This window comes from Streptococcus mitis SK564 (assembly GCF_000148525.1).
GTDB lineage: Bacteria > Bacillota > Bacilli > Lactobacillales > Streptococcaceae > Streptococcus > Streptococcus mitis_H.
The window spans coordinates 1-22,454 of sequence record NZ_AEDU01000017.1; the positions used below are offsets into that span (position 1 = coordinate 1).

The 22,454-nt window shown below is 41.0% G+C and carries 25 protein-coding genes; 7 read left to right on the forward strand and 18 right to left on the reverse strand.

Annotation, left to right across the window (positions count from 1 at the left end):
• Positions 1–429, reverse strand: a 429-nt coding sequence (locus SMSK564_RS0102525; RefSeq protein WP_000453112.1) for an HAD-IIB family hydrolase, incomplete at its 3' end; no start/stop codon positions are given.
• 65 nt (positions 430–494) lie between these two features.
• Between SMSK564_RS0102525 and SMSK564_RS08435 the strand changes: the two genes are divergently transcribed.
• Positions 495–1,457: an asparaginase gene (locus tag SMSK564_RS08435; protein ID WP_004236699.1), complete on the forward strand. Its 963-nt coding sequence runs from the start codon at positions 495–497 to the stop codon at positions 1,455–1,457.
• A 51-nt stretch (positions 1,458–1,508) separates the two neighbouring features.
• On the opposite strand, the gene ccpA is transcribed toward SMSK564_RS08435, so the two are convergent.
• On the reverse strand, positions 1,509–2,519 hold the full coding sequence (ccpA, locus tag SMSK564_RS08440; protein WP_001090627.1) for a catabolite control protein A: 1,011 nt from the start codon (positions 2,517–2,519) through the stop codon (positions 1,509–1,511).
• A gap of 237 nt (positions 2,520–2,756) precedes the next feature.
• Between ccpA and SMSK564_RS08445 the strand changes: the two genes are divergently transcribed.
• A complete protein-coding gene (locus tag SMSK564_RS08445) occupies positions 2,757–3,074 on the forward strand; it encodes a DUF960 domain-containing protein (protein WP_000886035.1) in 318 nt (105 codons plus the stop codon).
• A 44-nt stretch (positions 3,075–3,118) separates the two neighbouring features.
• Here SMSK564_RS08445 and folB read toward each other — a convergent pair whose 3' ends face one another.
• The 6 genes from folB to SMSK564_RS08470 all read right to left on the reverse strand — a co-directional run bounded on the left by folB (position 3,119) and on the right by SMSK564_RS08470 (position 9,082).
• Positions 3,119–3,931, reverse strand: coding sequence for a dihydroneopterin aldolase (gene folB / locus SMSK564_RS08450; RefSeq protein ID WP_000372515.1), 813 nt, complete (start codon positions 3,929–3,931; stop codon positions 3,119–3,121).
• A gap of 42 nt (positions 3,932–3,973) precedes the next feature.
• A complete protein-coding gene (gene folE / locus SMSK564_RS0102530) occupies positions 3,974–4,528 on the reverse strand; it encodes a GTP cyclohydrolase I FolE (RefSeq protein ID WP_000380920.1) in 555 nt (184 codons plus the stop codon).
• Positions 4,509–5,831, reverse strand: a complete 1,323-nt coding sequence (locus SMSK564_RS08455) for a bifunctional folylpolyglutamate synthase/dihydrofolate synthase (RefSeq protein WP_000657463.1) — start codon at positions 5,829–5,831, stop codon at positions 4,509–4,511. The genes folE and SMSK564_RS08455 overlap by 20 nt, the downstream gene beginning before the upstream one ends.
• A 1-nt stretch (position 5,832) precedes the next feature.
• Complete coding sequence (gene folP / locus SMSK564_RS08460) at positions 5,833–6,810, reverse strand: dihydropteroate synthase (RefSeq protein ID WP_000978134.1); 978 nt, start codon at positions 6,808–6,810, stop codon at positions 5,833–5,835.
• A gap of 93 nt (positions 6,811–6,903) precedes the next feature.
• The gene (locus tag SMSK564_RS08465; RefSeq protein WP_000660413.1) at positions 6,904–7,611 is read right to left on the reverse strand and encodes a CPBP family intramembrane glutamic endopeptidase; all 708 of its coding nucleotides are present in this window, start codon (positions 7,609–7,611) and stop codon (positions 6,904–6,906) included.
• A 52-nt stretch (positions 7,612–7,663) separates the two neighbouring features.
• On the reverse strand, positions 7,664–9,082 hold the full coding sequence (locus SMSK564_RS08470; protein ID WP_000359286.1) for an NCS2 family permease: 1,419 nt from the start codon (positions 9,080–9,082) through the stop codon (positions 7,664–7,666).
• A 189-nt stretch (positions 9,083–9,271) separates the two neighbouring features.
• Here SMSK564_RS08470 and SMSK564_RS08475 point away from each other — a divergent pair, with 189 nt between their 5' ends.
• From SMSK564_RS08475 to SMSK564_RS08495, 5 genes are all read left to right on the forward strand, one after another.
• Positions 9,272–10,084, forward strand: coding sequence for a Cof-type HAD-IIB family hydrolase (locus SMSK564_RS08475; protein ID WP_000162343.1), 813 nt, complete (start codon positions 9,272–9,274; stop codon positions 10,082–10,084).
• A gap of 375 nt (positions 10,085–10,459) precedes the next feature.
• Positions 10,460–11,479, forward strand: a complete 1,020-nt coding sequence (gene adhP, locus SMSK564_RS08480) for an alcohol dehydrogenase AdhP (protein ID WP_000649144.1) — start codon at positions 10,460–10,462, stop codon at positions 11,477–11,479.
• Between the two features lie 234 nt (positions 11,480–11,713).
• Complete coding sequence (locus SMSK564_RS08485; RefSeq protein ID WP_000021999.1) at positions 11,714–12,703, forward strand: PTS sugar transporter subunit IIB; 990 nt, start codon at positions 11,714–11,716, stop codon at positions 12,701–12,703.
• A 25-nt stretch (positions 12,704–12,728) separates the two neighbouring features.
• Positions 12,729–13,532 (forward strand): PTS mannose/fructose/sorbose transporter subunit IIC, encoded by an 804-nt coding sequence (locus SMSK564_RS08490; RefSeq protein WP_000022716.1) that lies wholly within the window; start codon positions 12,729–12,731, stop codon positions 13,530–13,532.
• Between the two features lie 23 nt (positions 13,533–13,555).
• Positions 13,556–14,467, forward strand: a complete 912-nt coding sequence (locus SMSK564_RS08495; RefSeq protein ID WP_000136865.1) for a PTS system mannose/fructose/sorbose family transporter subunit IID — start codon at positions 13,556–13,558, stop codon at positions 14,465–14,467.
• Between the two features lie 55 nt (positions 14,468–14,522).
• On the opposite strand, the gene pepC is transcribed toward SMSK564_RS08495, so the two are convergent.
• The 10 genes from pepC to SMSK564_RS08550 all read right to left on the reverse strand — a co-directional run bounded on the left by pepC (position 14,523) and on the right by SMSK564_RS08550 (position 22,449).
• Entirely contained in the window at positions 14,523–15,857 is a 1,335-nt protein-coding gene (gene pepC / locus SMSK564_RS08500; RefSeq protein WP_000991648.1) for an aminopeptidase C, read from the reverse strand.
• 110 nt (positions 15,858–15,967) lie between these two features.
• A complete protein-coding gene (locus tag SMSK564_RS08510; RefSeq protein ID WP_001234918.1) occupies positions 15,968–16,690 on the reverse strand; it encodes a pseudouridine synthase in 723 nt (240 codons plus the stop codon).
• Between the two features lie 17 nt (positions 16,691–16,707).
• On the reverse strand, positions 16,708–16,938 hold the full coding sequence (locus SMSK564_RS13690) for a hypothetical protein (RefSeq protein ID WP_000704655.1): 231 nt from the start codon (positions 16,936–16,938) through the stop codon (positions 16,708–16,710).
• Positions 16,939–16,958: 20 nt separating this feature from the next.
• Entirely contained in the window at positions 16,959–17,189 is a 231-nt protein-coding gene (locus tag SMSK564_RS08520) for a GlsB/YeaQ/YmgE family stress response membrane protein (RefSeq protein WP_000901573.1), read from the reverse strand.
• A gap of 9 nt (positions 17,190–17,198) precedes the next feature.
• The gene (locus SMSK564_RS08525; protein ID WP_000243908.1) at positions 17,199–18,440 is read right to left on the reverse strand and encodes an aminopeptidase; all 1,242 of its coding nucleotides are present in this window, start codon (positions 18,438–18,440) and stop codon (positions 17,199–17,201) included.
• A gap of 21 nt (positions 18,441–18,461) precedes the next feature.
• Positions 18,462–18,614, reverse strand: coding sequence for a hypothetical protein (locus SMSK564_RS08530; protein ID WP_000776626.1), 153 nt, complete (start codon positions 18,612–18,614; stop codon positions 18,462–18,464).
• A gap of 20 nt (positions 18,615–18,634) precedes the next feature.
• Positions 18,635–18,913: a type II toxin-antitoxin system RelE/ParE family toxin gene (locus tag SMSK564_RS08535; protein WP_000913063.1), complete on the reverse strand. Its 279-nt coding sequence runs from the start codon at positions 18,911–18,913 to the stop codon at positions 18,635–18,637.
• The gene (locus SMSK564_RS08540) at positions 18,906–19,169 is read right to left on the reverse strand and encodes a type II toxin-antitoxin system RelB/DinJ family antitoxin (RefSeq protein ID WP_000047863.1); all 264 of its coding nucleotides are present in this window, start codon (positions 19,167–19,169) and stop codon (positions 18,906–18,908) included. The genes SMSK564_RS08535 and SMSK564_RS08540 overlap by 8 nt, the downstream gene beginning before the upstream one ends.
• Before the next feature lie 89 nt (positions 19,170–19,258).
• Positions 19,259–21,142 carry a DUF262 domain-containing protein gene (locus tag SMSK564_RS08545; protein WP_000230427.1) on the reverse strand — a complete coding sequence of 628 codons (1,884 nt, stop codon included), beginning with the start codon at positions 21,140–21,142 and terminating at the stop codon, positions 19,259–19,261.
• Positions 21,136–22,449 (reverse strand): DUF262 domain-containing protein, encoded by a 1,314-nt coding sequence (locus SMSK564_RS08550; protein WP_000155165.1) that lies wholly within the window; start codon positions 22,447–22,449, stop codon positions 21,136–21,138. Before SMSK564_RS08550 ends, SMSK564_RS08545 begins: the two co-directional genes overlap by 7 nt.
• Between the last annotated feature and the right edge of the window lie 5 nt (positions 22,450–22,454).

The following is a 22,454-nucleotide window of genomic DNA, read 5'->3' on the forward strand; positions in this document are numbered from 1 at the left end:
ATTAAAGGAATGACTCACTGTCCGAGTTAAAACAGAGGGAACGAAGCGACTGATTCGTTGGGAAAAAGAACCCAAACCAAAGGACATGATTTTGGAACCCAACATGGCATCCTTGGTCCCTAATGCAATCTCCTTGCCCTCTTTTTTAGCATACGTAATGAGCTGGCGCAAATGTAACTTGGAAATTGGGCTCGTGAACAAGACTCTGTCTTTAGTAAAGATATACTGGCCATTATAGGTTACCGCAAAGTCCAAATCCAAATCGTCCATCAATTCCTTAACAAAAAAAGGTCCTCGCCCTGTCGCTACACCAACCAACACCCCTTGTTCTTTGACAATCTTAATCGCGTCCTTAGTGGATTTCAAAACACTCTTGCGATCGTTGACCAAGGTTCCATCGATATCAAAAAAAACAGCTTTGACTTCCATCCTATCCCAATCTCCCCTTTTGTGATACAATGATTATACCACATTTCAGAAAGAGTGAGTAAATCATGCCTAAGAAAATCCTTGTTTTACATACGGGAGGGACTATTTCCATGCAGGCCGATGCCTCTGGCGCTGTTGTAACGAGTTCAGATAATCCCATGAACCATGTGTCCAATCCCCTCAACGGAATCCAAGTCCATGCCCTAGACTTTTTTAACCTGCCAAGCCCTCATATCAAACCTAAGCATATGTTGGCCCTCTACCAAAAAATCAAAGAGGAAGCTGCTAACTACGATGGGGTGGTAATCACACACGGAACCGACACTTTGGAAGAAACAGCCTATTTCCTTGACACCATGGAAGTTCCCCATATGCCTATCGTTCTAACAGGTGCCATGCGCAGCTCTAACGAACTCGGTAGTGACGGTGTTTATAATTATCTGAGTGCTCTACGAGTGGCCAGCGATGACAGGGCTGCTGATAAAGGAGTTTTGGTCGTTATGAACGATGAAATCCACGCAGCCAAGTATGTTACTAAAACACATACAACCAACGTCAGCACCTTCCAGACTCCAACACACGGGCCACTTGGTCTGATTATGAAACAGGAAATCCTCTACTTTAAAACAGCTGAACCTCGTGTTCGCTTTGACCTTGATCACATACAAGGTTTAGTCCCTATTATCTCGGCTTATGCTGGTATGACAGATGAGCTGATTGATATGCTGGATTTGGGACAATTGGACGGTTTGATTATCCAAGCCTTCGGAGCTGGTAATATTCCAAAAGAAACGGCTCAAAAATTAGAAAGCCTTCTGCAAAAAGGAATACCAGTCGCCCTGGTTTCACGATGCTTTAACGGTATTGCCGAGCCTGTTTATGCCTACCAGGGTGGAGGCGTACAGTTGCAAAAATCAGGCGTCTTCTTTGTTAAAGAACTCAACGCCCAAAAAGCCCGCTTGAAACTCCTTATCGCCCTCAATGCCGGACTAACAGGGCCAGCTTTGAAAGACTATATGGAAGGGTAAGTCTCTTCTCTAAAAACAAATCAGGAAATCTTCACGATTCCCTGATTTTTTCTATTTCCGTTTTCGTGTCGAACGACGTTCTGTCAAACCATGAGGTAAGAGAACTTCACGTTCTTCCAACTCTTCCTTGTGCATAATCTTAGTCAACATACGCATACTAATAGCACCAAGGTCATAAAGAGGTTGGGCAATAGTTGTCAAGTTTGGACGGGTAAAGCGTGAGATTTGTGAATCATCACTAGTAATGATTTCAAACTCTTCTGGCACAGACACACCCTTATCAGCAAGGCCGTTCAAGACACCTGCTGCCAATTCATCACCTGTTACAACTGCTGCAGTTGCGTTTGATGAAATCAAGCGTTCTGCCAAGGCATAGCCGTCTTCATAAGTGTATTTAGATTCAAATACCAATCCTTCGCTATAAGAAATACCTGCTTTTTTCAAGGCTTCCTTGTAACCAACCAAACGAACCTTACCATTGATATCATCCACTAGTGGACCACTTACGAAAGCAATGCGCTCATTTTCTTTAGCAAGATAGGTCACTGCATCAATCGTAGCTTGTTTGTAGTCAATATTGACACTTGGAAGCTGATGTTCTACATCCACAGTTCCTGCAAGAACAACTGGTGTTCGAGAACGAGAAAACTCTGAACGAATTTTTTCAGTCAAGTGGTAACCCATAAAGATGATACCATCTACCTGCTTAGAAAACAGGGTATTGACAACTGAAACTTCCTTGTCATCGTCCTCATCACTGTTAGCGAGGACGATATTATACTTGTACATTTCAGCGATATCATCAATCCCTTTAGCAAGTGTTGAGAAATAACCATTGGTAATATTGGGGATCACGACACCGACAGTGGTTGTCTTTTTACTTGCAAGACCACGCGCCACGGCATTTGGACGGTAATCCAAACGGTCAATCACCTCAAGCACTTTTTTTCTAGTATTCTCTTTTACATTCTTATTGCCATTGACTACACGGCTAACTGTCGCCATTGAAACTCCTGCTTCACGGGCGACATCATAAATCGTTACTGTATCGTCTGTATTCATTTCATTCCCTTTCTATATCATACCTCACGAGACTCCAAAAAAGAGGCGGTATGAAAATTTCGTTTTCATGATTCTACTTATTCCATTTTATCACTATTTGTAAACACTTTCAAGCATTTTTTGAAGATTGTTTGAAAAAAATTTCATAGAAAACTATGTTTATGAAGAAAAAATCACCTTTTCTTGATTTTTAATCCTATTTGCTGTATGATAAGGAAAAAGAAAGGAGGCAAAGATATGGCTTTTACCAATACCCACATGCGGTCGGCTAGTTTTGGCATTGTTACCAGCTTGCCTGATGATGTCATTGACTCTTTTTGGTATATTATTGACCACTTCTTAAAAAATGTCTTTGAATTGGAAGAAGAACTCGAGTTTCAATTGCTTAATAACCAAGGAAAAATTACCTTCCATTTTTCAAGTCAACACCTCCCTACAGCCATTGATTTTGACTTTAACCACCCTTTCGACCCTCTTTATCCCCCGAGAGTACTGGTTTTAGATATGGACGGTAGAGAAACTATCCTCCTCCCAGAAGAAAATGACCTATTTTAAAAACTCTAGCCTTCAGTTGCAAGTGACTGAAAACTAGAGTTTTTCTATTTTTTCAAAGCATTATACAAGTTGCGGATAGGTTGCTTTAATGTAGGATGGATAAAATGAGGTGCAATTTCCTGTAAAGACTCAAGGACAAAAAGGCGTTCCGCTATGTAAGGATGAGGCAAGATAAGGTCATCTGTATAAATGACCTGGTCCTCCACAAAGAGCAAGTCCAAATCAATCAAACGAGGCCCCCAATGTACTTCTCTCACCCGTCCCATCTCTAACTCAATGGCTAACAAGGTCTCTAATAGCACTGGGGCAGGCAACCATGTTTCTACTTCAATCACTTGATTTGCAAAGCTATCCTGCTCCACACCACCCCAAGGCTCCGTCGTCAAGACACTGGACTCTTTGAGAATATGGATACCTCGATTTCGCATCTTCTCAGTCGCTTGCTCCAAGTTTGCTTGCTTATCCCCCATATTGCTTCCTAGGGCGATAAAGGCTCGTTGCTTGCGGCGATGAATGGTTACCGAGCAAGTATCTAGTGGCAAATGCACTGGCGCCCAAGGCTTTTTCAGTTTCAGCTTAATTTCTTGAACAAGAGGATAAGCCTCAAAAGTACGTTCTACCAGTTTGTAGGCTACCGTTTCAATCAAATCTTCACTCGTTTCCTGAAACCAAGTCGTCCACTGCTGACACAGTTCTCCATAATGGACAGAGGCTGTTAAATCCAAGTCTGTAGCCGCCTTGGTCATATCATAGGATAGGATGGCTGAAACGACAAACTTCTGCCCCAATTCTTTCTCACTAGGAAAAAGACCATGATAGGCAAAAATTTCCAAATCCTTAATCTGCAGTTGATCCATAATGATTCCTTTCTAGAAAAATCCGCCCAAAGCAGATTCTTTTTATAGTCCCATTAAACGATAAGCCTGATCTCGAAGGTCCTTATCTGTTTCAAATAGACCACGAGCTACTGTCGTCAAGGTTGCAGTACCTGGTTTTCTGACACCACGCATGCTCATACACATATGTTCCGCCTCAATGACAACAAAGGCTCCTTTAGCACCTAGATACTCCATCAAGGCATCGGCCACTTCGATATTCAACCGTTCTTGAATTTGCGGCTTTTTCGAATAAACTTCAACCGTACGGGCTAGCTTAGACAAACCTGCCACACGGCCATCTGGAATATAGGCAATATGCGCTCTACCATAAAATGGTAGAAAGTGGTGCTCACACATGGTATGGAAAAAGATATCCTTTTCTACCACCATATTATCATCAATAATCTCAAAGGATTTTGACAAATGTTCCTCCGCTGTTTGACCAAGACCTGAAAAAATCTCTTGGTACATACGGGCTACACGAGCAGGTGTTTCCTGCAAGCCCTCGCGGTTAGTGTCCTCTCCTACAGCCTCGATAATCATTTTTACAGCTGCTTCAATCTTTTGTGTATCCATTCTCGTTCTTCCTCTCCATCAGATAGGATCTCACTTGGCTCAAGAAATACAAAGAACCCGTGACAATCCTAACTATTTGTTTCTCTTCTTTTTTATCTATCAATTTCTGCTCTAGAAAATCCTGCCAATCTTGGTAGCTGAGATTTCTAGACTTAGCTGCCTCTTTCAGCACGCTTTCATCAGTCGCCCGACTATCGTCAAAATGTGTCAGGGTAAGCTCGGTATCTGGTATTTCCCCCAGCAAATCCAACATATCCTCCAAGGCCTTGGTTTTGATACAAGTAAAGAGGATTTCCTTATGATAATCCGCAAAGCGTTCTTGCAAGGTTGCTAATAAAGCCTTGATAGCATGGGGATTATGGGCTCCATCCAAAATCATCAAGGGGTCTCTTGACACAACCTCCAAACGCCCTGGCCACCTTGTTTCTTCCAAGGTCTGAGCAAGCAAGTGATTGCTTGCTAGTTCTCGGCCATCCTCCTGACAAACAGCATCAAATAAAGCTATTGCCATTCCTGCATTCTCTATCTGGTGCAAACCAAGCAGACCAGTCTGGAAGCGACCTTGTCTGACAACACTTGTATAGTCAAAGACTTCGCCTGTAACCACACTCTTTTGATGGCTGACCTGATAATCTGTCCCGTAGGCAAGTCTCGGCGCATCTTTCCCTTCCGCAATACTGTCAATCACACCCAAAGCTTCTGGAGCGATACGACCTGTTACCAAGGGAATGCCTTGTTTGATAATACCAGCTTTCTGCTCTGCTATGGCCTCCAAGGTGTCACCAAGTAGGGCCACATGATCCAAGCCAATGGTCGTGATGCCTGTTAGAATAGGCTGGCAAATATTGGTACTATCTAAAAGTCCACCCATGCCAACTTCCATGATGGCCACATCTACTTGCTCTGCGGCAAAGTAATCATAGGCTATAGCTGTGATAATCTCAAACTCAGTTGTCCCCTGCAAATTAGCAGCCGATTCCCCCTCAAGCAAAGACCGGTAGTCTGCCATGAGGGCTTCTAGCCTAGCCTCTGGAATGGATTCCCCATTGATGCTAATCTGGTCTGTGTAATGAATGAGATAGGGCGAGCTAAACACGCCAACTCTCAGTCCTAGCTTTTCTAGCATCTTTTTCAAAAAAGCAATGGTCGAACCCTTGCCGTTAGTCCCTCCGACATGGATGACCTTGAGTTTTAGATGGGGATTGCCACGCAAAGCTAACAGTTCCACCATTCGTTCCAAGCCAAAATGCGGTTGATCCGTCCGGTAGTTAGCAATCCACTGATTATTTTCAAATTCTTTCATCTTATTTATATTGTTTTAAATCTAAATTTTCCGCTTCATCAGCCAGACGAATAGCGGAGGCAATTTCAACTGCCATCCTGTGACTAGCTACGTCATGCACGCGCACCACTTCCACACCCTGTCTCGCAGCGATACTGGTTACATGAGCAGAAGCCGTATCTCGATTACGGAAACCAATTTCTGTCTCAGGATTGACTTCAAACCCACTTTCTTCAAGGATATTGATGACAAATCGCTTGCGCGACACTCCAAGAAAGATTGGATAGCCTTTCTGATGGAGTTTATTCAAGTCCCGTAGAAGGAGGAGATTTTCTTTCTTGGTCAGACCAAAGCCGATTCCCGGATCCAACAGGATATTTTCTTGTGAAATCCCAGCTTGATTTGCTCTCGCTAGTGCTCGTTCAAAGAAAGTCTCCATCAAGTCTTCGATTGACAATTTTTCAAAGTACTCCAACTCTCCCACTGTAAAAGCTTGACCAAAACCAAAATGAGGGAAGATGAGCGAGCTAGGGTGCTGAGGTCGAGCCATGACTGGATTAAACATGATGACCACTTTCGCACCAGCCTTAGCAACCACATCCGCCATTTTTTCATCACCCATGAGACCAGTGATATCATTGACTAGATTGGCACCAGCAGCCAAAGCAGCCTCTGCCACCTGACTTTTCCAAGTATCAATAGAGATGAGGACATCACTTTCCTTGCGAATCGCTTTAATCACTGGAACAACACGCTGGATTTCCTCTTCTATCTCAACATAGCTACTTCTTCCCGGCCGAGTCGATTCTCCACCGATATCTAGCATGCTAGCCCCTTCTGCTATCAATTTACGAGCCTGCTGGAGTGCCTGCTCAAGAGCAAAAAATTGACCACCATCCGAAAAGGAGTCTGGGGTTACATTGATAATTCCGCAAATAGCTGTCTTTGCATGATTGGCTTTACTTGACATATCGGTCACTCCCTCAAGGCTTTTCATCATATTATTTCTCTATTTTACCATAAAAAGAAAAAGATGGACACGATTGCATTCATCTTTTTCCCAGTAGAAACAAGTAAGCAATTGTCAAAAATCTTAAACAGAAATCCCTAATGTCCGACTCATAATCACCACAAGAGCCAACAAACAGAAAACAACCCCATTAACAATCATGTGAAGTAAGATAGACATTTCCAAACGTTGGGTCTTGTAAGCCGTCCAAGACAGAACGATCGACATAACTCCATAAATCAATAAAGAAGGTAAATTACTCGGTTGATGCAATAAAGCAAACACAACCGTACCGACTACAAATCCCAAGTTCTCCTTGCCTTGGAAAATCTTTTTAGGAACAATTCCCCGACACAAGATTTCCTCACAAATCGGAGCAAGTACGGCTAGCAAGAAGAAGCTAGAAATCAGAGAACTATTCTGAACCATGTCGTTAATCTGAGACTGGTTAGCTGTTGTCGTCTCATTTGACAGTTGCAACAAGATAGAACCAAGTATATTTGAACAGATAATGACTAAATAACTCAAGCCCAATCGTGCCAAATCCTTAGCTCTAAAAAATGAAAAATTAAAACTTGCTAATTGCGTTTTACGAGCTCCAATAATAAATAGAACCAGAACTACAATCGAAATACCAGCAACTATCAGTCCTGACTGTAACAGTGGTACTGCATTTAAAGTTAAAATAGCAGTAACCCCTATAGGAATCTGATATAAAATTGTCGCCAAAAAAAAGATTAACAGCCAACCTGCACGATGCAATAATTCTTTCCATATATTTTTCTCTTTCATCACCTATCTCCTTTGTATTCAAAAAGGGGGAAAATCCCCCTGGGTTATCCTATTATAAGGCCATGCTGATGTAGTTAAGGATAAACAAAGCATCCAAAATCCAAATCATGACATGAACATCTTTAGCTTGACCTTTGACAAGCTTAGTCAAAGTGTAAGTCAAGAAACCAACTGCAATCCCTTGAGTGATAGAGTAGCTGAATCCCATAAAGATAGATGTGAAGAAAGCAGGAACCGCTTCAGACATATCGTCCCAATGGATATTTTTCAAGCTAGCCAACATCATAATCCCAACGATAATCAAGATTGGAGCTGTAGCGGCTGTTGGTACAATCGCTAGAAGTGGGCTAAAGAAGCTTGAGATCGCAAAACAGATTGCCACGACCAAGGCTGTCAAACCAGTACGTCCACCTGCACCAATACCAGCAGCAGACTCAACATAAGTCGTTACGTTCGAAGTACCTGCGATGGCACCAATTGAAGTACCAATCAAGTCAGAGTAAAGAGCCTTGTCTAACTTAGCTGATTGATGATTTTCACCATTTGTCGCTACGATACCAACTTTTTCACCTGTACCGATCAAGGTACCAATTGTGTCAAAAATATCTGTCAATGAGAAGGCAAGAATAGCCATCAGAGTTTCAGGCAAGCGAGCTGTATCTGAAATCAAAGCTCCCAAACCTTCTGAACCAAGAGCTGCACCAAAGACTGTCTTCAAGTCTTCAAAAGCTGCACCAACATGGTTGTTAGCAAAATCGATGCTAGACAAATCTACCAAACCAACTGCGATAGCAAGAACAGTTGTTGTCAAGATAGAGAGGATAATTCCCCCTTTAATTCCTTTGATAACAAAGAAAATTGTGATAGCAAGTCCTGCAAGAGCCACTAAAACAGCTGGATTATTAAAGCTGACCAATCCTGGAACTGCTGAAGAGTTTGCTGCAATCGTTGCTTGAGCTTTGTCAGCCCCTTCTCCTACAACAGTATAGTTGCCTGGATCAATCGTGAATTTCAAAAGTCCAGCATTCTTAATCCCTACATAGGCAAGGAAGACACCGATACCAGCTGAAATAGCTGAGCGAAGAGCATTGGGAATCGATTCAATGATCATTTTACGAACATTTGTCAAGGTAATAATCAATGAAATAATCCCACAGATGAAGACCATAGCTAGGGCTTCTTGCCATGAATAACCAAGCCCGAATACAACTGTAAAGGTAAAGAAGGCATTGAGTCCCATACCTGGCGCTTGAGCATATGGTAAGTTGGCGTAGAAGGCCATCATCAGGGTACCAGCAACTGCACCGATAATCGTTGCGAGGAATACACCCTGAGCAGGCATCCCTGTTTGCGAAAGAATTTGTGGGTTTACAAAGAGAATATAGCTCATTGCAAAGAAAGTTGTTAAACCAGCGAGAACCTCTGTACGAACGTCTGTACCGTTCTCCTTTAGTTTAAATAATTTGTCCATTGTCAATCTCCTTTTAATTTTTACGAACAATAATAGAATTATATCATTTATCATTCACTTTTTCAATATCTTTGTTTGATTTATTTAATAAAATGATGGAATTTAATTTTTTGTTTGGAATCTGCTTTTCTCTCTGCTTTTTGCTATAATAGTAGACATCTTATCTGGAAAGACACTAGAAAGGTTCATATGACGAAAAAAATTATTGCAGTTGACCTAGATGGAACCCTGCTCAACTCAGACAGTCAGATTTCTGACTTTACCAAAGAAACCATTAAAAAAGTTGCTGAAAAAGGGCATCAGGTCATTATTACGACAGGTCGCCCTTACCGCATGTCAAAAGATTTTTACCATGAATTAGGCTTAGACACTCCTATGATTAATTTCAACGGCTCCCTTACTCATTTACCAGACCAAGTTTGGGATTTTGAAAAGTGTTTAACTGTAGACAAAAAATATCTGCTAGACATGGTTCGACGTTCTGAGGATATTCAAGCAGATTTTATCGCTGGAGAATACCGTAAAAAATTCTACATTACAAATCCTAATGAAGAAATTGCCAATCCTAAACTATTTGGCGTAGAAGCTTTCCGACCTGAAGACCAATTCCAGCCTGAATTGGTGACCAAGGATCCTAACTGTATTCTGCTGCAGACCAGAGCCAGTGACAAGTATGCTCTGGCACAAGAAATGAACGCCTTCTACCAGCATCAACTGTCTATCAATACCTGGGGAGGTCCGCTCAATATCCTTGAGTGTACCCCAAAAGGTGTCAACAAGGCCTTTGCTTTGGACTACTTGCTCAAGGTAATGAACCGTGATAAAAAGGATTTGATTGCCTTTGGAGACGAACACAATGATACCGAAATGCTAGCTTTTGCTGGGAAGGGCTATGCCATGAAAAATGCCAATCCAGACCTACTCCCTTATGCGGATGAGCAAATCGCCCTGACCAATGACCAAGATGGAGTCGCCAAAACACTGCAAGATTTATTCTTATAATCTATACTGATACTCAATGAAAATCAAAGAGCAAACTAGAAAGCTAGCCGCAGGTTGCTCAAAGCACTGCTTTGAGGTTGTAGATAGAACTGACGAAGTCAGTAACATATATACGGCAAGGCGAAGCTGACATGGTTTGAAGAGATTTTCGAAGAGTCTGACCAGCTTGCGAGCTGGTCTTTGTGCTCTTTTCACAGTCTCATCAACCAGTTAATCGATTGTTCTACTTTTTGCCTCCAAAACCTTGGAAAAGGCCTTCTTTTGTGATATACTTCACATATAAATACAAGAGAGCTCGTCATACTCGACTCTGTTGACACAAAATCAATCCAGTCCTGTTTCTCCTGCTCTCAGTTAATATCAAGGAGGATAGCTATGAAAGCTGTTGTTGTAAATCCAGAAAGCACTGGTGTTGCTATTGAAGAAAAAGTACTCCGTCCACTTGAAACTGGAGAAGCACTTGTAGAAATTGAATACTGTGGTGTTTGCCACACTGACCTCCACGTTGCCCATGGTGACTTTGGTCAAGTACCAGGACGTGTTTTAGGACATGAAGGTGTTGGTATCGTTAAGGAAATTGCCCCAGATGTTAAAAGCCTTAAAGTCGGCGACCGCGTCAGCGTTGCTTGGTTCTTTGAAGGATGTGGTACTTGCGAATACTGTACAACTGGCCGTGAAACTCTTTGCCGTACTGTAAAAAATGCTGGATACTCAGTAGACGGTGGTATGGCTGAACAATGTATCGTAACTGCAGACTATGCTGTTAAAGTTCCTGACGGACTTGATCCAGCCCAAGCCTCTTCTATCACATGTGCTGGTGTAACAACCTATAAAGCTATTAAAGAGGCCAAAGTTGAACCAGGTCAATGGGTTGTTCTTTACGGCGCTGGTGGTCTTGGTAACCTAGCTGTTCAATATGCTAAAAAAGTATTCAATGCTCATGTCATCGCAGTTGATATCAATAACGACAAACTTGCCCTTGCAAAAGAAGTAGGAGCTGACATTGTTATTAACGGCCTCGAAGTTGAAGATGTACCTGGACTCATCAAGGAAAAAACTGATGGCGGAGCTCATTCAGCTGTCGTAACTGCTGTGTCTAAAGTTGCCTTCAACCAGGCTGTTGACTCAGTTCGTGCTGGTGGTCGCGTTGTCGCTGTCGGCCTTCCTTCTGAAATGATGGAACTAAGTATCGTAAAAACCGTTCTAGATGGAATCCAAGTCATCGGTTCTCTTGTAGGAACTCGTAAAGACTTGGAAGAAGCCTTCCAATTCGGTGCAGAAGGTTTAGTAGTTCCAGTTGTTCAAAAACGTCCAATAGAAGATGCCGTAGCCATTTTCGACGAAATGGAAAAAGGTCAAATCCAAGGACGTATGGTACTCGACTTCACCCACTAATCTATTAGAAACCTATTTTAAAAGTTGGAATGCGCTTCCAACTTTTTTATATTAAATTTTTTAATAAGGATTCAAAAAAACTTCTCTAAAACTCAATATATCAATATTTTCAGATGTAATATTTTTAATTATTTTATGATAAATAGTTGATTTTTAGATGAAAACGGTTTATACTTAAACAGTCTTAAAGTTTTCTTAAACGAAAACTAAAACAAAAAAGGAGGAATGACAATAATGAGTATCGGAATCATTATTGCGAGCCACGGCGAATTTGCTGCGGGTATTCATCAGTCAGGATCTATGATCTTTGGTGAACAAGAAAAGGTTCAAGTTGTAACCTTTATGTCAAATGAAGGTCCTGATGATTTATACGCTAAGTTTAATAACGCTGTTGCTGCATTTGACGCAGAAGATGAGGTTCTAGTTTTGGCTGACCTTTGGAGTGGATCTCCATTTAACCAAGCTAGCCGCGTGATGGGAGAAAATCCTGAGCGTAAGTTTGCCATCATCACAGGACTGAACTTACCGATGTTAATTCAAGCCTACACAGAGCGCCTCATGGACGCTGCTGCAGGTGTAGAAAAAGTCGCTGCGAATATTATTAAAGAAGCCAAAGATGGCATCAAAGCTCTTCCAGAAGAGCTAAACCCAGTTGAGGAAGTAGCAAGCACTGCAGCTGCTCCAGTTGCCCAAGCTGCTATTCCAGAAGGAACTGTCATCGGAGACGGTAAACTCAAAATCAACCTTGCCCGTCTAGACACTCGTTTACTTCACGGTCAGGTTGCAACTGCTTGGACTCCAGATTCAAAAGCAGACCGTATCATCGTTGCTTCAGATAACGTAGCTAAAGACGAATTACGTAAAGAATTGATTAAACAAGCAGCTCCAGGTAAAGTGAAAGCAAACGTTGTTCCTATCCAAAAACTAATCGACGTTGCAAAAGATCCTCGCTTCGGAGAAACACATGCCCTTATCTTGTTTGAAACACCTCAAGATGCTCTTCGTGCTATCGAAGGTGGCGTGCCAATCAAAACTCTTAATGTTGGATCAATGGCTCACTCAACTGGTAAAACAATGGTTAACAACGTTTTGTCTATGGATAAAGAAGACGTTGCTACATTTGAAAAAATGCGTGACCTCGGTGTTGAATTTGACGTACGTAAAGTACCAAACGACACGAAAAAAGATTTGTTTGACTTGATCAACAAAGCAAACGTGCAATAATCGATTTTATGAAAGGATTTTAAAGATGTCTATTATTTCTATGGTTTTAGTAGTCGTTGTAGCCTTCCTAGCAGGTCTTGAAGGTATCCTCGACCAGTTCCAATTCCATCAACCAATCGTAGCTTGTACCCTTATCGGTCTTGTTACTGGTAACCTTGAAGCAGGGATTATCCTTGGTGGTTCTCTTCAAATGATCGCCCTTGGTTGGGCTAACATCGGAGCTGCCGTAGCTCCTGACGCTGCTCTTGCTTCTGTTGCTGCTGCCATTATCATGGTTCTTGGTGGCGACTTTACTAAGACAGGTATCGGTGTTGCCCAAGCGGTTGCTATCCCTCTTGCAGTTGCTGGTCTATTCTTGACTATGATTGTCCGTACACTCTCTGTCGGATTGGTTCACACTGCTGATGCTTCTGCTAAAAAAGGTGACTTCAAAGCAGTTGAACGTGCTCACTTTGTCGCACTTCTTCTTCAAGGTCTTCGTATTGCAGTCCCTGCAGCACTCCTTCTAATGGTACCAACTGAAACAGTACAAAGCATTCTAAATGCTATGCCTGATTGGCTCAAAGATGGTATGGCTATCGGTGGTGGTATGGTCGTTGCCGTTGGTTACGCTATGGTTATCAACATGATGGCAACTCGTGAAGTATGGCCATTCTTCGCTATCGGTTTCGTGCTTGCTGCCGTGTCAGATATTACTCTAATCGGATTTGGTGCTATCGGTGTTGCTATCGCTCTTATCTACCTTCACCTTTCTAAAACTGGTGGAAACGGTGGCGGAGGAGCCGCAACTTCTAACGACCCAATCGGCGATATCCTAGAAGACTACTAAGATAAGAAAGGACTGAAAACATCATGACTGAAAAACTTCAATTAACTAAATCAGATCGTAAAAAAGTTTGGTGGCGTTCAACTTTCTTACAAGGCTCTTGGAACTATGAACGTATGCAAAACTTGGGTTGGGCCTACTCATTAATTCCAGCTCTTAAAAAACTCTACACTAAAAAAGAAGATCAAATCGCTGCTCTTGAACGCCATCTTGAGTTCTTCAACACTCACCCATACGTAGCCGCTCCAATCATGGGGGTTACTCTTGCACTTGAAGAAGAACGTGCTAACGGTGTTGAAATTGATGATGCTGCTATCCAAGGGGTTAAAATCGGTATGATGGGACCTCTTGCTGGTATCGGTGACCCAGTATTCTGGTTTACAGTACGCCCAATCCTTGGATCACTCGGTGCTTCACTTGCCCTTACTGGTAATATCTTAGGTCCAATCCTCTTCTTCGTTCTTTGGAACTTGATTCGTATGTCATTCTTGTGGTATACACAAGAGATTGGATACAAGGCTGGATCAGAAATCACTAAAGATATGTCTGGCGGTATCCTCCAAGACATCACTAAAGGTGCTTCTATCCTTGGTATGTTCATTCTTGCTGTCCTTGTTCAACGTTGGGTAAATATTAAATTTGCTTTCGATGTTGCCAAAGTTCAACTAGATGAAAAGGCTTATATCCATTGGGATAAATTGCCAGAAGGATCTAAAGGTATCCAAGAAGCATTCGCACAAGTAGGACAAGGATTATCTCAAACATCTGAAAAAGTTACTACTTTCCAACAAAACTTGGATATGTTGATTCCTGGACTATCAGGACTACTCCTTACTTTCCTTTGCATGTACTTGCTTAAGAAAAAAGTATCTCCAATCACTATTATCCTTGCACTCTTCGCAGTGGGTATTGTGGCACATGTTCTTCACATCATGTAATCAAGCAACTTAAAAGGAATCAGGTTCTAAAATCTGATTCCTTTTTTCTATACTTTTATTTGGCCAAGGCACCCATTGGATCCCATGGTGCGAGTACAATTGGTTCTGCTTCATAGGCAGCTTGTTCTGCTGCTGTCAGCAATTCTTTACGGACAACGATTTGGTATGTGTATTCGTCCATCCAAGCGTCTGAGGCAACAAAGTAACCATCTGTACCGACCTTGTCTCCCCATGAGTTTTCAACCTTCCACTTGGTTGACTTGCCATTTTCGTCCAAATCAACACCTGTCAAGACCATGGCGTGGGTCATCAAGCTTTCACTGTAGTCCAGACGTCCAGCCTTGTCTTGAGTGAATTGAATGTCCATGCTTGATTCGAAGTCATAAACATCTGTCGCAAGGATTCCAGCCTTACGGTTGCTGAGCTGACCAACATCAGAACCAAACCAAACAGTCTCACCTGTTTGCATTTGAGCAATCGCCAATTCTTTCAAGCGCTCCATCGGCACGTTGATGTAGCGAACTGCACGACTGCCAACCACATTTCCTAACATCTCAACTGTATAAGATTTACCGTATGGTTTATCAGCAGTTGGGGCATTGATAACAGAAACGTAATCTTCTAGTGGAAGATTGACATATTTCTTGTAAAACTCTTGTGGTGTGATGCCCTTTTCACTTTGATAGTTGTTATCCTTATCGCGATAAGCAAAGTCAAATTTACGTGGTGGAAGGCCTAGTGACATGGCAAGGAAGTTAAAGATTTCTTGCAAGAGGTCTTCTTTCTTAGCTTGGACAGTCGCTTGGTCTGCGCCAGAAGCAAGCAAGTCACGCAAGATTTGAGCATCTTGACGAAGCAATTTGTTGAGAATGGCATTTAGCTCACGACTGCTGCTAGATGAAACAGACTCTGGATAAACAGACTTAGGAACGACACCATATTTCTCAAAGAGAGAAACGACCATATCCCATTGACCGCCATCTTGTTGTGGAGTTTGGAGTAGGAATTTAAACTTACGGCTCGTCAAATCTTGGTCTGCAGTCGCAATGACTTGCTCCAAGAACCAGTTGGATTTCTCATACTTGTCCCAGAAGAAGGTGTGGGCCTGTGATAACTCAAAATTTTCCAGTTTGTATTGTGAGATGAGCTTGTGGCGGAAAGTGTTAAGGGCTGCAAACATCCAGCAACGACCAGACGCTTTCTGGTTGGTTACCTTGTCCTTAGTCAAATCCAATGAGAAAACAGGTGTGTTGTCTACATGGCTTTGGCGACGTTCTAGGGCTGCAAAAATTCCGTTGTGGCTGGCAGCATTTTCAATCGCTTGGTATTTGACATTTGCTTCATAGTTGGCAAATAATTTATCAGTAAATGATTCTTGAATCGCGTTCATAGATTCCTCCTTTTATTCTACAGTCTATTATAACTCTTTTCACAAAGGAAGCAACTGAAAAACATAAAAGGCAAGGACATTCTTCCTCACCTTTTCGAATATAAATCAAATTAAGCAATATTCGCAAGGAGAGCTTCTAACTCTTCCTTGGTCAAGCGACGCCATTCTCCTCGCTGCAAGTTCTCATCTAAAACTAAAGTTCCCATAGTCAAACGCTGTAGGTCCACTACTTCCTTGCCACAGTAAGCCACCATACGCTTGACCTGATGGAACTTCCCTTCTGCAATGGTCACACGAATTTGGCTTTGAATTTTTTCTGTATCTATGGACACAATCTCCAGTTTAGCGGGCTGACAAGTAAAGTCTTTGAGAGGAATACCCTTAGCAAATATCTCCACATCTTCTTGGGTCATGATTCCCTTGACTTGTGCCTGATACGTCTTGTCAACATGACGCTTAGGTGAAAGAAGAGCATGGGCCAGCTGACCATCATTGGTCAAGAGCAAAAGACCATGCGTGTCAATATCCAAGCGTCCTACTGGGAAAACTTCCTTGCTCCGAGCCAAGTCATCCAACAAGTCCAGAACGGTTCTGTGCTTAGGATCCTCAGTCGCTGAGATGACTCCTTTGGGCTTGTTCATCATGTAGTAGACAAACTCTTCATACTCCAACACTTGCCCATCAAAGATAATCTCATCTCTTTCTTCATCAATCTGCAATTTAGCTGATTTCTCTTTTTTACCATTTACCGTCACTCGCCCAGCCTTGAGCATGTTTTTGACCTCAGTCCGGCTCCCCACAGCGCAGGCAACTAAAAATTTATCCAATCTCATAGAACTATTATATCATATCAAAAGGAGGCTGTCTCAATGACCAACCTCCTTTTCATTTCATACTCTTCAAAAATCTCTTCAAACCACGTCAACGTCGCCTTGCCGTATGTATGGTTACTGACTTCGTCAGTTCTATCTGCAACCTCAAAACAGTGTTTTGAGCTGGCTTCGTCAGTTTCATCTACAACCTCAAAGCAGTGCTTTGAGCAGCCTGCGGCTAGTTTCCTAGTTTGCTCTGTGATTTTCATTGAGTATCAGATTTAAGAAATTAACTTCCTCGTCTCCAAAAAATCGCTAAGACAATCATGGCTCCTAATACTGCAGGGATAATGGCTGTTCCTGATATAATTGGACCCCAAGTCCCAAAAAGCAAGTGGCCTATAAAGGCACCAATCCATCCGAGAAACATTTTCCCAAAACATCCCATTCGCTCTCCACGGTTGGTCAGAGTACCTGCTAAAAATCCCACTAGGAGACCAACGAACATACTTCCTAACATATTATCTCCTTAATTTGCCCAATCTCCGTTACGGAAGAGTGGTACACGTGTTCCATCCTCACGGATACCATCGATATCCATTTGGTTAGAACCAATCATAAAGTCTACGTGAACATCTGAACGGTTAAGCCCCGCAGCATCAAGCTCCTCTTCACTCATCTCCGCTCCACCAACAACGCTAGTTGCATAGGCTGCACCGATAGCCAAGTGATTTGACGCATTCTCATCGAAAAGGGTGTTAAAGAAGGTAATGCCTGACTGAGAAATTGGGCTTGGATCTGGTACCAAGGCACATTCACCCAAGGCACGCGCACCCGCATTTTCAAAGACAAGGTCTTTCATGACCTGATCACCCTTATCAGCATTGATATCTACGATTTGTCCATCCTTAAAGGTTACCTTAATACCTTCGATGATATTTCCATTATAGCTAAGCGGTTTTGTAGAAGTGACATAACCATCTGCGCGACGGAAGTCAGGCGCTGTGAAGACTTCCTCTGTCGGCATATTTGGCAAGAATCCTTCGCCCTGCGCATTGATAGCGCCAGCTGATTCCCAAACGTGGTTCTTTGGCAAACCAAGTGTCAAATCGGTTCCTGGCGCTGTGTAGTGAAGGGCTGAAAATTGTTCTTTATTAAGCATATCAGCCATGCTCTTAAGGATAGCTGCATGATTTTCCCAAGCCTTAACAGGATCTTCTTCGTAGACACGGCAAGTTTTAAAGATTTGGTCCCAAAGAAGATCGACTGCTTCTTCGTCGCTCGCAGCATTTGGAAAGACTTTCTTAGCCCACTCAAGTCCAGCAGCAGCTGCTACAGTCCAGCTAACCTTGTTGGATTGCGTTGCGATGCGCATTGGCTTCATAGCAAGTCCCATAGCTTTAGCAGAAGCTGAAAGCTTGTCAGCGTCCACACCGTTCAAAGCACCTGGATCAGATGAACGAACCCCAAGACGGCTAGCTTTGTTCTCCAAAAGATAGTTCATCTCAGCAATCTTGTATTCTGGCACATTGTCCAAACGTTCTATCGGTGCATGGAGAAATTTCTCACGGTTAATCACATCATCTGTCCACTGAACGATAACCTCATGCGCACCCAAAGCATAAGCTTCTTTGACGATTAAGTGAGCCAACTCACGTTGCTCCACATCGATAGAGAGAGCCAAAGTGTGACCAGGTTGCACATTGATTCCATTTGCAACCAATAATTTCGCATATTTTTCTAGATTTTCTTTAAAATTTGGTAAAACCATGTTGTTTTCTCTTTTCTATTTTTATTTTTCTTTCAAAGCAGAGAATAATCCTGCTAAAGCAATAGCACCTGACAAGAGTGCTGTTGATAGAAGAATTGTCTGATCAGCAAGTTCTAATTGATATTCAAATACCTTCTCAGCCGGCTTATCTTCCGCAAAAATTCTTAGTTTCATGAGACCCCCCTTAAAATTTATTAAAATAAATCACTATGACTACCTGTCCTAAGCAAGTTTAAAAGTAATTCTTCCTTGTCTACTTTATAAACCAAAAGCCAATCTGGCTGGATATGGCATTCACGAACTCCTTGAAAATGCTTGGATGCTGTCAGTTGATGATCACGATATCTAGCAGGAAGTTCTTTTTCTTGAACCAGAAAATTTAAAACTTCTTCTAATAATTCTGCCCTCAAACCACGCTTCATAGCCAACTTAAAATCTTTTTTAAACTGTTTATGATAACGAATCTTAAGCACGCAAATCCTCCATCAAGTCAGAGACTGATTCAAAGGATTGGCTCATATTACGATTTTGGTCTAAATCCGTTAATACCTCAAGCAACTTCCGATTCTCGTCTAGTCTAACATCAAAAGGTAATCCCTGATATTGAATAGCCTGACGAAGAAAAATATTGATAGCTGTTGTCATATCCATTCCCAGATTACTAAACACCTGTTGAGCCTGCTCCTTCACCTCACTATCCAAACGGATGCTCATACTCGTCTTTGACATACTCTCACCCTCTTTCTATAGACTATTTTAACAAAAAAGAAGGCTAATGTAAATCTATTGGATATACATTAGCCTCTTTGGATAGATGATTATCGTTGCTCTGATGACTTATTTTCTATAAAATGATTTACCCTAGTCAAGATCTCTTTTTCCAGTTCTGTTATTTGTTCCGGACCCCAACCAGAATCTTTTTTAGAAGTTATCTTTGCCATCATCTGTAATTTTAAACTCTGACGATGGAATATCCCTTCTCTTTCCCATTGTTCTAATTTAGCCTCTGGATAGGAGTTGCCAAACCGGGAGTTCTGACTATCGGTAATGATACAAAGATTGCCAAAGGAATGTAAAAACTCAGCAGGTAATTGGCTCTCTCCATCATGTCCATTTGGATTCTGAGGATACCAATGCTCTATGGAGCGACGATATGCAAATTTAAAATCTTTAAACTCAATATCGTAATCTTTCTTCAATTCTTCACGATTTTTCCACAAAACATAATCCACAAAGTTAAAAGCGTAAACAGGAATTACCCCATATTTTTTGATACTTTTATCTTCGGTAAACAATCTTTCCTCAGCATATCTCACTGCCATTTTTTCAAGAAAATCCTTAAAAAGACTAGCAAATTCTGTTTGATTTAACTCTTCAATATGGTTAAAGAGGAATTGCAAGATTTCATATAACCAACGACTATCACGATTAGCAGTAAAGGTCACAGCAAACATGGATTGAAGGAGGATAATGTTTTTGTTTAAATTGTCAAAAGTATTGTTTTGATAATTAATTCGAACATATCTCCATCCTCCATTTTCATTTCGTTGATATGTCTCATACTTACCTCGCTTGATTTGCCATTCGGTTTCATTTTCTAATTGAACATTTTTTACGATTAGCGTATCAAATATATGCTTCATAGTCAGAAGTAGTTGCCCAAATTGTTGGACCCATTTTCTATCTCGACGTTCAATTTGAAATATTGTCAATAATTTTTTATCATCAAATGTAGTTTCGTCATTTCCTTCCATGATAAAAAAAACTTGAAGCAAAAATGTTGGAAAATCAATTACAGTCGTATAATTTGAAATATCTGCTCCATTATTTACTAAGCTACTACTTTCATATTTTGTCTGAGTAATTGCATCTAGTAAACTTCGTTGCTCAATTTTTTTTACTCTTATTTTCTCAAATACACTTTCCAATTTGAAGTTAGTAAATTCTTTACCAAAAATTTTCTCCCCCTCTTCATCAGTATTGTTTGGTCTACTTCGAATTTGAAAAGTTTTTATTACCGGCTTATCAAATTCTGCACAGGCATCCCAAATTCTCGCAAATCTTTGTGCCATTTCTTGATCTTCACCGAACTTAGCCATCATTTGTGCCTTGAGAATCTCATGAGCCTCTAGTTGTTCTCCTCGAGAGTTGAAACGTTCGAAATAAAGATTCAAATCTAAATCTTCAGGAAGTATACTCCGAAAAATGATAACATTCTCAAAAAGATAATCAACGAAAGACTGAGGATCAAGACGGCGCTCCTCTAGCACTTTTTTCAATGCGTCTCTAGCATGTCCGTAACCTCTAGTCAGCTCATTTTCATCGCCCTCTAAAATTTTTTTCTTGGCAAATAGATCTTGAATATTCTTATTTGATTTCTTCCGAGCTGGGAAGGTAAGATTGACAGCCTTCAATCTATCAAAACCAAACTCATGCTTCAAAGCTAAGGCAATCAAATTAAGGGCTGTTGTTCGTTGTTGCCCATCTATGATTTTGAAAATGTCATTCTCTTTATTAACGACTAATGTTCCAATATAATAATTATAATTGTCTCTATTTTCTTGAAAAGCATCTGCTACGTCGTTCAATAACTGCTCAATTTCATCATAAGTCCAAGCAAAATTTCTCTGATAAAGAGGGATAGCATAGGTATCTTCATTTAACAAACGATTAACTGATAAGCTTATATGTGTTTCTACCATTTATTTTTTTCCTCTTCTATAATCTTGTCCACAGTATAATTTTCAAATAATTCTCTATCTATCTTGACCATAAAATCATTCGGAGTGACAGCATGAGATAAAAGTTGAAATAGCTTTTGAACCTCTTTTTGTCTAAAACTTCCACCAGCAGCGTATTTCCCTACCGTTGCATCATATATGGCTTTAGACTTAACCCGAGGGTAATAAGACCAAATAAACAAGGTCTCTACTATCTCCTTTGATAACTCATCTTTTCCAAATCTATCTGCAAAAAGTGAACAAATATTTAAGAATATATTGTGACACTTGAGGTAGCGTCCTTTTGAGCTATTGTAAATGTTCAACATACCTTCTGGGTAAGCTACATTTTTTTCTTCCTCCTCTGACTCATTAGAGACCCCTAACTGTTTATTTAAAAAATTTTTATGAACTCTAATAGTTTCATGAGCAGATTCAATATACTCAAAAAATTTACTTCCATCAATGATTGGCATAGTAATTGACATAGGAAAATTTTCAATATGACGATACAATTCTAGATATGGAAAGTTCTGATTCAAATCAACGCCTTTAAAATCGTCAATAAAATCCTCTGTAAAACGGAGATAAGAGCCATAACGCTTGTTTGTTAATCCTGTCTCTCCTCGCGACCAACGTCTCATACGAAAAAGATGTTTATCAAACAACTCTTTGAGACTTAAATCTTTATCTTCCACAAATTTCTCCCACTTTTCAACAATCTTTTCATCTTCTGAATCTTGCTTGCGAAGATGATAGGCTTTGAGCAAATCATGAGGTTCTAAAGATTTTCCACGATTATTCTGAGAATCAAATAGCTGAAAGGCCTCTGATAATCGTTCCTGTGGCATAGTAATCACGGAGACAGAACAATTTTCCAATAAAAAGTTGCAAATATCTTTTGCCTGATTTTCGCCGACCAATTGAGTCAAATTTTCCCACTCATTATAATTTTCACTCGCATGATAGCAAGATAGCTCTCCAAATACAGCACTACTCAGCAGTTGCTTAGCACCCTTATAATTCTCTAAATCATCTAATAAATGAAGAAACAAGGAAATTGAAATTAGCCGTTGCTGTCCATCGACAATATCTAAGTATTCATCATTTTCATGCAAGATAACGGAACCAATCTGATATTCCTTCTTCCCCATAGCATCTCGTAAATCATAAAAAAGATTACGGATATGTTTTCTGTTCCATTTATATGGTCTTTGATAAGAAGGAATTCGCAAATTCCCTTCTTTCAATAGTTCTCCAACCTTTTTAGAAGTAAATTGAATAGTCATTTTAT

What these genes read in the sequence shown, in the direction of transcription:
- SMSK564_RS08435 (WP_004236699.1), top strand. Translation starts at nt 495, where the DNA reads ATGCCTAAGAAAATCCTTGTTTTACATACGGGAGGGACTATTTCCATG.
- ccpA (WP_001090627.1), bottom strand. Translation starts at nt 2,519, where the DNA reads ATGAATACAGACGATACAGTAACGATTTATGATGTCGCCCGTGAAGCA.
- SMSK564_RS08445 (WP_000886035.1), top strand. Translation starts at nt 2,757, where the DNA reads ATGGCTTTTACCAATACCCACATGCGGTCGGCTAGTTTTGGCATTGTT.
- folB (WP_000372515.1), bottom strand. Translation starts at nt 3,931, where the DNA reads ATGGATCAACTGCAGATTAAGGATTTGGAAATTTTTGCCTATCATGGT.
- folE (WP_000380920.1), bottom strand. Translation starts at nt 4,528, where the DNA reads ATGGATACACAAAAGATTGAAGCAGCTGTAAAAATGATTATCGAGGCT.
- SMSK564_RS08455 (WP_000657463.1), bottom strand. Translation starts at nt 5,831, where the DNA reads ATGAAAGAATTTGAAAATAATCAGTGGATTGCTAACTACCGGACGGAT.
- folP (WP_000978134.1), bottom strand. Translation starts at nt 6,810, where the DNA reads ATGATGAAAAGCCTTGAGGGAGTGACCGATATGTCAAGTAAAGCCAAT.
- SMSK564_RS08465 (WP_000660413.1), bottom strand. Translation starts at nt 7,611, where the DNA reads ATGAAAGAGAAAAATATATGGAAAGAATTATTGCATCGTGCAGGTTGG.
- SMSK564_RS08470 (WP_000359286.1), bottom strand. Translation starts at nt 9,082, where the DNA reads ATGGACAAATTATTTAAACTAAAGGAGAACGGTACAGACGTTCGTACA.
- SMSK564_RS08475 (WP_000162343.1), top strand. Translation starts at nt 9,272, where the DNA reads ATGACGAAAAAAATTATTGCAGTTGACCTAGATGGAACCCTGCTCAAC.
- adhP (WP_000649144.1), top strand. Translation starts at nt 10,460, where the DNA reads ATGAAAGCTGTTGTTGTAAATCCAGAAAGCACTGGTGTTGCTATTGAA.
- SMSK564_RS08485 (WP_000021999.1), top strand. Translation starts at nt 11,714, where the DNA reads ATGAGTATCGGAATCATTATTGCGAGCCACGGCGAATTTGCTGCGGGT.
- SMSK564_RS08490 (WP_000022716.1), top strand. Translation starts at nt 12,729, where the DNA reads ATGTCTATTATTTCTATGGTTTTAGTAGTCGTTGTAGCCTTCCTAGCA.
- SMSK564_RS08495 (WP_000136865.1), top strand. Translation starts at nt 13,556, where the DNA reads ATGACTGAAAAACTTCAATTAACTAAATCAGATCGTAAAAAAGTTTGG.
- pepC (WP_000991648.1), bottom strand. Translation starts at nt 15,857, where the DNA reads ATGAACGCGATTCAAGAATCATTTACTGATAAATTATTTGCCAACTAT.
- SMSK564_RS08510 (WP_001234918.1), bottom strand. Translation starts at nt 16,690, where the DNA reads ATGAGATTGGATAAATTTTTAGTTGCCTGCGCTGTGGGGAGCCGGACT.
- SMSK564_RS13690 (WP_000704655.1), bottom strand. Translation starts at nt 16,938, where the DNA reads ATGAAAATCACAGAGCAAACTAGGAAACTAGCCGCAGGCTGCTCAAAG.
- SMSK564_RS08520 (WP_000901573.1), bottom strand. Translation starts at nt 17,189, where the DNA reads ATGTTAGGAAGTATGTTCGTTGGTCTCCTAGTGGGATTTTTAGCAGGT.
- SMSK564_RS08525 (WP_000243908.1), bottom strand. Translation starts at nt 18,440, where the DNA reads ATGGTTTTACCAAATTTTAAAGAAAATCTAGAAAAATATGCGAAATTA.
- SMSK564_RS08530 (WP_000776626.1), bottom strand. Translation starts at nt 18,614, where the DNA reads ATGAAACTAAGAATTTTTGCGGAAGATAAGCCGGCTGAGAAGGTATTT.
- SMSK564_RS08540 (WP_000047863.1), bottom strand. Translation starts at nt 19,169, where the DNA reads ATGTCAAAGACGAGTATGAGCATCCGTTTGGATAGTGAGGTGAAGGAG.
- SMSK564_RS08545 (WP_000230427.1), bottom strand. Translation starts at nt 21,142, where the DNA reads ATGGTAGAAACACATATAAGCTTATCAGTTAATCGTTTGTTAAATGAA.
- SMSK564_RS08550 (WP_000155165.1), bottom strand. Translation starts at nt 22,449, where the DNA reads ATGACTATTCAATTTACTTCTAAAAAGGTTGGAGAACTATTGAAAGAA.